The 9226-nt window shown below is 58.6% G+C and carries 7 protein-coding genes and 2 pseudogenes; 6 read left to right on the forward strand and 3 right to left on the reverse strand.

What is annotated here, in order from left to right:
- Positions 1–244, forward strand: a pseudogene (locus ACR652_RS13900) (PRC-barrel domain-containing protein); the annotation flags it as partial.
- Positions 245–635: 391 nt separating this feature from the next.
- On the forward strand, positions 636–989 hold the full coding sequence (locus ACR652_RS13905; protein WP_434507080.1) for a hypothetical protein: 354 nt from the start codon (positions 636–638) through the stop codon (positions 987–989).
- An 824-nt stretch (positions 990–1813) separates the two neighbouring features.
- On the opposite strand, the gene ACR652_RS13910 is transcribed toward ACR652_RS13905, so the two are convergent.
- A complete protein-coding gene (locus ACR652_RS13910; protein WP_434507081.1) occupies positions 1814–4096 on the reverse strand; it encodes an NADP-dependent malic enzyme in 2283 nt (760 codons plus the stop codon).
- A gap of 178 nt (positions 4097–4274) precedes the next feature.
- On the opposite strand from ACR652_RS13910, the pseudogene ACR652_RS13915 reads away from it, so the two are divergent.
- A pseudogene (locus ACR652_RS13915) lies at positions 4275–4439 on the forward strand (IS200/IS605 family transposase); the annotation flags it as partial.
- 54 nt (positions 4440–4493) lie between these two features.
- Here ACR652_RS13915 and ACR652_RS13920 read toward each other — a convergent pair.
- Positions 4494–4742 (reverse strand): hypothetical protein, encoded by a 249-nt coding sequence (locus ACR652_RS13920; protein ID WP_434507086.1) that lies wholly within the window; start codon positions 4740–4742, stop codon positions 4494–4496.
- 137 nt (positions 4743–4879) lie between these two features.
- Positions 4880–6070 (reverse strand): ISL3 family transposase, encoded by a 1191-nt coding sequence (locus tag ACR652_RS13925; protein WP_434507082.1) that lies wholly within the window; start codon positions 6068–6070, stop codon positions 4880–4882.
- A gap of 306 nt (positions 6071–6376) precedes the next feature.
- Here ACR652_RS13925 and ACR652_RS13930 point away from each other — a divergent pair, with 306 nt between their 5' ends.
- The 3 genes from ACR652_RS13930 (at position 6377) to ACR652_RS13940 (ending at position 9094) form a co-directional block, all read left to right on the forward strand.
- Positions 6377–6838 carry a response regulator gene (locus ACR652_RS13930; RefSeq protein ID WP_434507083.1) on the forward strand — a complete coding sequence of 154 codons (462 nt, stop codon included), beginning with the start codon at positions 6377–6379 and terminating at the stop codon, positions 6836–6838.
- 112 nt (positions 6839–6950) lie between these two features.
- A complete protein-coding gene (locus tag ACR652_RS13935; RefSeq protein WP_434507084.1) occupies positions 6951–8042 on the forward strand; it encodes a two-component system sensor histidine kinase NtrB in 1092 nt (363 codons plus the stop codon).
- Between the two features lie 692 nt (positions 8043–8734).
- Positions 8735–9094 carry a hypothetical protein gene (locus ACR652_RS13940; RefSeq protein WP_434507085.1) on the forward strand — a complete coding sequence of 120 codons (360 nt, stop codon included), beginning with the start codon at positions 8735–8737 and terminating at the stop codon, positions 9092–9094.
- The last annotated feature ends 132 nt before the right edge of the window (positions 9095–9226 follow it).

The following is a 9226-nucleotide window of genomic DNA, read 5'->3' on the forward strand; positions in this document are numbered from 1 at the left end:
GGTCGTTAACTTCTGCGGCTTCATGTGCTTGCACCCCGGCCATCATCCAATGCCGTGGACCTCGCTAAGATACAACAAGGACCGCCGGGGATATCTAGCGGATGTGAACCAGAACCTGGTCGAGAGCGCGCCGGAATATACTGACGAAAGCTGGATGGATCGCGAGTGGGAGACACGCGTGCATCAACATTATCACGCTCGTCCCTATTGGGATGAAGGGGGTGCGCCGGCCGCCGGTCAGTAAGTGTGATGCGGTGAGGTAGCGGCTACTATGGGAGGAGCGAAACGCCCTGCCGCCAACTCTGCGGTCGGGGCGTTTCTTTTTCCGGGCTTTGCAGCTCTGGGCTTTTTCATGCAAGCTTGACAGGCTTATCGTTCGTCCCGCTGCGGCAATTTCTGGTCAACGCGTGAGAGACCGCGTAGGGTGACCTAATGCACAACTTCTTTCGCACGCTAGCGCCGGAGCGGTTCGATTCGAACGTAGTGATCCACGCCGATGGCAGCTATGCCTATCGTACCGAGGCACATTGATTTTCGTGCCCGCTCCGATTCAAGTCTGCCGCGCCGGCTACTTGGAGCCAGAATTAGAGGCCCAACTGAGGAATGCTGCAACGCAATTGCAGCAGGAGAGATTCGTGCACGCCGACTATCTCGGCCGAGGCCGTTATGATGTGACGCTGACGCGCGCGGTTGTCGATGGGCGTGTCTCGTATTTCCCCTCGCGCGAGATGCCGGTGTTCACCATCCGGCCACGCCACGACGGCGCAATTATCGTCAGCGGTTCTCGCCCAGATGCGACCGCCCCGTGCCAACTCGCCGGAACCAACGCGGAGATCGATGGCCGGCTCATCGTGACCCTCGATTCGGGCGTCGAGGGGACGAGTCACAACGCGCAGAGCAGACTGCCGAGTCGGGGTGGACGCCGCCGCTATCAATGGCGCATCAAATCGCCTGACGCCGGCCCCTTCATGATTGCTCAACTACAGTGATCCTCACACCAAGCACGTACTCGACCTATCAGCGATTGCAGGGTTCGAACGTAAATCTCCCGCCACTCTTCAAGCTGGCCACTCAATTTTCAGTTGCTGAAACCAATGTTGGGGAGCTACTGTCGATTTCGGTTTCAATCTGAGACCGAGACGAATTCAGTAAGGTCTTGTTTCATTTGAGACCCTTGTGCCTATCGGAAATCAAATTCGGCTGTAACGATGATGCAATCCACCGACCATTTGTCTGGGTTTAATGCGACCGACAGCCTCAACGGCCCGCGCGAACGGCGCGTCCTTGTTCAACGAGAGGTGAGTCCGAGCAGAAACTTTCGGGGGGCGGTAGAAAGGCAGCTGATTTATCCGGGCGGGCCGGCACGGAGAAGCAGCGACGCCGCTCTGGAAAAGCCCCATTCCCGGAGAGTTTCCCAGGGCGCGCATCGGCATTTTGCAGAGCGAGCGGTCCGCGCTGCGCAACTAGCAGATACCTTATATTCATCATGCGCCCTCCGCTTTCGAGGACTCTTGATGAATCGAACCGTCAATGATTCGCGACCGGATTTCACCCAAAAACAGGGTAGGTATCTCGCTTTTATTCACGCATATACGTTAGTGAACGGGCACCCATCAGCCGAAGCCGATTTGATACGCTTCTTCAAAGTCGCGCCGCCCACAGTCCATCAAATGGTGGTGACGCTCGAACAAGCCGGGTTCATCTCACGGTAACCTGGCGTTGCCCGAACCATCAAAATCCTCGTCAATCGAACTGCCTTGCCAACCCCAAAGCCGAGCCAAAACTAACCCGTCAAAACCACTGTGACGGAGTACTAGCCGCCAATACCAAACGCGGCCAGCGCTGACATATTGACGATATCCGTGTCGGTCGCTCCGAGTTGAACGATCTGGATCGGTTTATCGAGACCGACGATGAGCGGGCCGAGAACTGTGGCGTCGCCCAATTCTTGCAGCATCTTGGTCGAGATCGCAGCGGAGTGGAAAGCCGGCATGATCAGCACATTGGCCGTATCCTTCAGTCGGCAAAAAGGATAGGCGGACATCGCCTGCTTATTGAGCGCGATGTCGGCGCCCATCTCGCCCTCATACTCGAAATCGAGGAAGCGTGAATCGAGAATGCGCACCGCTTGATGGACACGCGCCGTACGCTCACCCGGCGGATATCCGAAGGTCGAGAAGGCGAGCATAGCGACTCGGGGTTCAAGGCCGATGCGCCTGGCGACGCTGGCGGTCTCGATGGCGATATCGGCCAAAGCTTCGGCTTCCGGCATTTCAGTGATGGCCGTGTCGGCGACCATCACCACACGTCCGTGCGCCAGAACGAGGGAGACGCCGATCAGCCGATGGCCAGGCTTCGGATCGATGACGCGCCGCACATCTTCGAGCGCGTGGGAGAAATTACGGGTGACTCCGGTCACCATAGCGTCAGCGTCGCCATGCGCGACCATCGCGGCGGCGAAGTGATTGCGGTCTTGATTGATGAGACGCTGACAATCGCGAAATAAATAGCCCTTGCGTTGCAGGCGTTCAAACAGGAACTGCGCATAGACCGCGTTGCGCGAGGAGAGCTTGGCGTTGTGGATCTCGATCTGGTCGCCGAGTTCGAGACCGGCGGCGACGGCCGTTTGCAGAACGCGATCCTCGCGGCCGATGAGAATTGCACGCCCCAATCCCTGGTTCACGAAAGCGAGCGCGGCGTGGATGACCTGCTCCTCCTCGCCCTCGGCGAAGACGACGCGCTTGGGGTCGCGGCGAACGCGTTCGAAAATCGTTTGCATCACGCCCGCGACCGGATCGCGCCGCGCCGACAGCTCGGAGCGATAGTGATTCATATCGACGATGGGCCGTCGCGCGACGCCCGAATCCATCGCAGCCTTCGCGACGGCGGGCGGCACCACTGAGATGAGCCGCGGATCGAAGGGCGCCGGAATGAGGTATTCGCGCCCAAAGCGTGGACGCGAGCCCTGATAGGCGTTAGCGACCTCATCGGGCACGTCTTCACGCGCAAGCTCAGCAAGCGCATGCGCCGCGGCGATCTTCATTTCCATGTTGATCGTCTTGGCATGAGTGTCGAGCGCTCCTCGGAAGATATATGGAAAGCCGAGCACATTGTTGATCTGATTCGGATAATCCGAACGTCCCGTAGCGACGATGGCGTCGGGGCGCGCCGCCAGCGCCTCTTCCGGCGTGATTTCGGGATCGGGATTGGCCATGGCGAAAATAATTGGATTAGACGCCATATTCTTCAGCATGAAAGGCGTCAGCGCGCCCTTGACCGACAAACCAATGAAAATATCGGAGCCTTCCAGCGCTTCGGTAAGAGTGCGCGCGTCGGTATCGACAGCATGCGCACTCTTCCATTGATTCATTCCCTCGGCGCGGCCGCGATAAACGACGCCCCTAGTGTCGCACAGCGTGACGTTCTGGGGCGCGAACCCTAAAGCTTTGGCGAGATCAAGACAGGCGATTCCCGCGGCGCCGGCGCCATTGCAGACGAGTTTGGCGGTCTTGATGTCACGGCCGGTCAACTGCAACGCATTGATAAATCCCGCCGCCGCGATGATGGCGGTTCCATGCTGATCGTCATGGAACACCGGAATGTCCATCAATGCGCGCAGCCGCTCCTCAATGACGAAACATTCCGGCGCTTTGATATCCTCGAGGTTAATCGCGCCGAAGGAGGGACCCAAAAACCGCACCGCATTGATAAATTCTTCCGGATCTTGTGTGTCGATCTCGAGATCGATGGAATCGATGTCGGCGAAGCGTTTGAACAGCGTTGCCTTGCCCTCCATCACAGGCTTCGCCGCGAGGGCGCCGAGATTGCCGAGCCCCAATATCGCGGTGCCATTGGTGATGACAGCGACAAGATTGCCCTTCACCGTATAGTCTAGCGCGAGCGATGGATTTTCGGCGATTGCCAGAACCGGCGCAGCTACGCCCGGAGAATAAGCGAGCGACAGATCGCGTTGCGTCGCCATGGGTTTAGTGGCGACCACTGCGAGTTTGCCGGGTCGGCCCTGCGAATGGTAAAGCAACGCCTCCTTGTCAGTGAAAATCGGGCGCTCGTGCCGAGGAGGCTGCTTGTCCGCCATCTTTTTGTTTCTCGGGTTGGAAGATGCTCCGCGCGCCGCACACGGGGACCTCCGCGCTAAATCGTAATGGAGTTCCCTCGGCTTTGCCGAGGTGGCAGTAAGAGTTCGACGTTTTCAGCAGTCCTCTGACGAAATTTCCGGTCGCTACCCGCCAAGCACACGATGAGGGAACTCCGCGATGGACGAGTATGAGAGCTTAAGTCACACGAAGTTGGACTGCAAATGCCACATTGTGTTCATTCCCAAATGGCTGAGAATGGCGCTGTATGGCGAACTGCGGCGTCACCTCGGGGAAGTATTCAAGAAGCTGGCCGCGCAGAAGGGGAGCCGGATCGAGGAGGGCATCTGATGCCCAATCATGGGCTCTGTGTCACGGTACGTCTAAATAGGGTCTGTTTCACTCTCGGTGCAAGTCGCATTCCTGAAGCGGTAGCATCCTCGCGCGAAGCAGTTCAATGCTGGCTCGACCATACATCGACCGCTTGAGCGTCTTCAATCGATTGATCTGGCCCTCCGTTTGTCCGTTGCTCCACGGGTCCGTCACAGCGTTCTGCACGTAGATGCCGCAAGAAACCGCATCACGTAGCCACTTGTCCAGCTTTTCCAGGGAGCCGCCGCGAAACAGACCGCGAAGCCGCATCGCCAACTGACCATCGTGGTAAACTCCTCCGAGCCCGCCTTCAGAGCATCGACGACGGTCAACTGGCGGCTCGTCATTTGTCCCCTGGTTTGACGCAAAGCGCCGCTGCGGTGAGCGGCGAGATGTGACGACCGGTCGTTGGATCAATTCTTGGTGCAGGAGTTGCCACAGGAAGACCGCAGGCTGAAGACGACGACGATACTGGCGACGCAGGATCGAGTTGCGTCTCGACGATAAAGTCGAGCGGTCGGCCGGAGGAGCCGCACCGATGTGGCTCCGTCGGTAAAGCGTCGCGATAGGAGCGCTTCGAAGTGGGCAGGCGTGCATGCTTTCGGTTCCATCGCGTTGCGTTCGGGCAGGACAATGAAACGCGACCAGCGCTCAACACGCCGTCGCCCGAGGCCCAATGCGCGCGCGATCGCGGTGATACTTTCGCCATTTTCGTAAAGAGCCTTGATTTCAGCAAATTTGGCCAGTTGCGCAGCACGGGCCGCTCGCTCTGCAAAATGCCGATGCGCGCCCTGGGAAACTCTCCGGGAATGGGGCTTTTCCAGAGCGGCGTCGCTGCTTCTCCGTACCGGCCCGGCCGGATAAGTCAGCTGCCTTTCTACCGCCTCCCGAAAGTTCTGCAGCAGGTGGAAACGGTCGGCAACCTGCCGCGCTTGCGGGGCTCCTACGCGTGCGCCCTCGGCGTAGAGTCCGGCGCGGTCGCGGCCGATCACTTCGATCTCCCGATGCCTTCTGAGCCACTCGGCGGTGGAAGCGGCCGAACGGTCTGGTAGCACGTCCACCACCTGTCGTCGCTCGAGATCTACGATCACCGTTGCGTAGTTCATACCTTTCTTCCACGCCCAATCATCGATGCCCGCCACTCTGACCAGCGCCGCGTTCGCATCGGTTTGCGCGCTTCGCTTCACCTCTCTTAGGATGGTGCAGTGGCCTACGAGCATGCCAAGGCGCGCCATCAGCCGTTCTGACGGGCGTCCACCAGCACTATGACCGAAAAGTCGCACAATTCCCGCAAGGCGCGTGGTTCGGCGCGCAAACGGCGCTGCAAGCCCTGGAATGCGCTCGGCAAAGATGCGCCGCTCGCATCGGTCATTTCGGCGCCGCCAGCGCGTCATCTGAGCCTGAACTTCTACAGGCGTGCCTTGCGCTGGAAGATCGCGAAGTTTTCGTCGATATGAGCTATGCCGAGAACGCGATCGAACCTGACAAACCGGGCATATTGCGTGATCGCCGCCCCTCAACGAAACTGCCCAACTCGTCTCATTCCGCTCGACCGTCAGGATCGTCAAATTTGGCGCGGGTGCCCACTGCGCTGACATTTTCATCCCGCAACATGCCGTGCCTCAAGAGAGCGCGCAATTTCCGGCCCTTGCACCGAAAGTGAAACAGACCCTAATAAGATGTATCCTGACAACCTCGTTCGGGCTCATCTCGGAAGCGGTCGCAGCAGGTGCCGCAGAGAACTGTGATGGCGTGCGGCTGTCGAAACGATGCCGCACTGACCGGGGCGGTGACGAAAAAGGAAAAAGAGAGTCGGTTGGTCAATTGCTGAACATGCGAAAGAGCGATGCATATCAGCCAGTTACTTAAAATGCACGCTCAGTGTTTGGCTAGGCCGCACGCAGAATTCTTTGTCGAGACTACTTAACGACAAATGCGCGGGGGCAGGCACCACGAACACAGACGCGAACGTCCTTATCATCGAGGACGAATCGATCATTGCCGCCGACCTCGCATGTATCGTGGAGCAAGTGGGACTTCGCGTGTGTGGCGTGGCAAAGACATGTGCTGAAGCGATTGCTCTGGCGAAGCTCGCTCCCGTTAGCCTGATCTTGAGCGATATGAGACTGGCCGACGGCAGCTCGGGCATACGGGCGGTTGAAGAAATACTTGAGGCACACGACGCGACGGTCATCTTCATCTCGGCCTGCCCCCAGCGGGTGCCTGTGTCGCTCATGGAATCTGCCTTTGTGATCATGAAGCCCTACCGGGAGAAGACCGTTACGATGGCGATCGAGCAGGCGATGGCCCGACAGTGCGACTGCCCGAAACTGTACCGCTGCACCTGCGCCTCGCCGTACCCGCCGCATTGAAACTTGCACACGAGCCAGAGATGGACGAAGGTGCTTGTCAATTGCACTAGCATGAACGCGGCGAGAGCTGGCCCGCCGTCTTCGAAGACTGCGCACGCAGGTGAGCTCATACATGCCGATGAGTCAGGACGCTGCGTTTTTAGCCGCCGTCGTCAAGGGCGCGCTGGATGGGATTGTGTCCATCGACGAGCGCGGCCGCATCCTGTCATTCAATCCTGCGGCAACTAAGCTGTTTGGCTACGCGCCCGAGGAGATGCTCGGCCAGGGCGTTGCCGTGCTCATGCCCGAGCCGTATCGAGGTGAGCATGAGTCCTATCTGCGGAACTATCTGAAAACGGGCGAAGCCAAGATAATCGGCATCGGCCGGCAGGTCGAGGGGCGACGCAAAGACGGCTCTATCTTTCCCGCCGACCTTGGGGTCACAGAGATTCAAATTGATGGACGCCGCCTTTTTATCGGCGTCATCCACGACTTGAGCGAGCGGCGCAGATTTGAAGCGCATCTGCGAGAACTCCACACAGACCGTCTCGATCTCATCGAGCACATGTCGGTGGGACTGGCTCACGAACTCAAGCAGCCGCTCGTGGCGATCAACGCCTACCTCAATGTCCTTCGCAGGCATCTCAAGGAGCAGCAGATCCCAGCGGAAAAGGGGCTGGATGTGTTGGATAAGATTACTCAGCAAATGTTTCGCGTGTCGGAGATCATGGACAACGTGCGCCAGTTCATGACCCGCGGCTCAACCGACAAAACGCCTCACCACCTCAATGATGTCGTTCGAACAGCCTGCGAATTTACCGACGCTATCGCCAAGGAAGCTGGGGTGACAACGACGGTTCGCCTCGATGCGAAAGACGATTTGGTTTTCATCAATAAGGTCCAAATCCAGCAGGTCGTCGTCAATTTGAAGCGCAACGCGATCGAAGCCATGCACGGTTGCCAGACACGCGAAATGATCGTTTCGACCCGGCCTGTTGAAGGGGACATGATCCGTGTCGATGTCGCCGACACGGGTTGCGGCCTAGCGGAAGCCGTGAGGTCGCGATTGTTTGAACCGTTTGCGACCACCAAGCCGCATGGGCTCGGCATCGGCCTATCGATTTCACGTTCGATCATCGAGGATCATCACGGGAAGCTGTGGGCCGAAGATACCGCCGGTGGAAGAACCCTCTTCAGTTTCGTGCTGCCAGTAACGCGAGCATGAGTCTCCGGAGGCCGCGCGCATCCGCTGGGTGGGTGGGTAGCCCCTAACCCTGACCGATCAGCCCGGGTCGCGAGACGTTATTACTCCTCAACGAGATGACGACCAGCTCGCGCCCCCGTCACGGCGGGCTCTAAAATCCACTTGCGAACAAATAGGGAACATGCGATACGGGGCAGATGTCGATCATCGGATATTAATGAGTTGCCCGGTTGATCGATGGGCCTGCGGATAGTCGTCGAGCGTGGAGTGTGGCGTTCGAGTGTCGGAATTGTCGGCGACTATCCCAGGTCGATGTACTCACGCTCACTGAACAGCACGGAGCGGACGGCCTCGTGTTGGCCGTGCGCTGACGGCTGATATGTCGGCAATGTGGCGCAAGAAGCCCGCGAGCACTCGTTCGTCTGCACGCAGTGCGGGAGAATCGCGCGTGGGCGCCGGTGCCGCGACGAGCTGGGAGGTAGACCAATATGTTCCATCGGATGGCGATTAAATTATTTTAACGACTTTGTGCAATCGACGCCATCTCAGGTTCACAATGTCTTGGTTGGGAAGATCATTCCTCGACGCTCTCTGCCAGGCACGCACGCAGCTCTAGTTTGCGGCGCAGCAGGCGAACACCGAGCAACGCGAGGCCAGCACCAAACGAAACAACGATATGTGTCGCTGTGCGCGGCCACGGTGGAGTCATGCCGATGATAACCCTTAAAGAATGTGCAGAGTTCGCGGCGCTCGAAACACACGAAATCTTCACGGGCGCTGTCCTTTCCACGAGACATCGATCGCTGCTTTCGAGCTATCGTTTCAATCTGCTGCGCGGCCCCGTCGCCGTGCGAAGGATGATTGTCGGGGACATTCGTGCAGCGATTGACCTGGGCGCGTCGAAGTATGCAGCGGATCTCGTCCTTGTGCTTCGGATGTTCCTCTCCAAACATCCGGAAGCGAGAACTCCGCAGCGGACGCCTCGCATGAACTCCCGCCCGTATATGACCTGCGGTATCGACCCGAGCCAACGCGCGATCGTTCCTTTTTTCCCTGAGTATCGCGACATGTAGCGCGCCGGCGGCGACTACGGTCGCTGTCTCCGGCGAAAAAAGGAGGCGGCCGGTTTCGTAACTCGAACCGACAGCCTCCAACACGCTACTCGAATGCACCCAAGTGCAGCGGATTACGCCGCCCTGGCCTTC

It is taken from the genome of Methylocystis sp. (genome assembly GCF_051061225.1).
Classification (GTDB): domain Bacteria; phylum Pseudomonadota; class Alphaproteobacteria; order Rhizobiales; family Beijerinckiaceae; genus Methylocystis.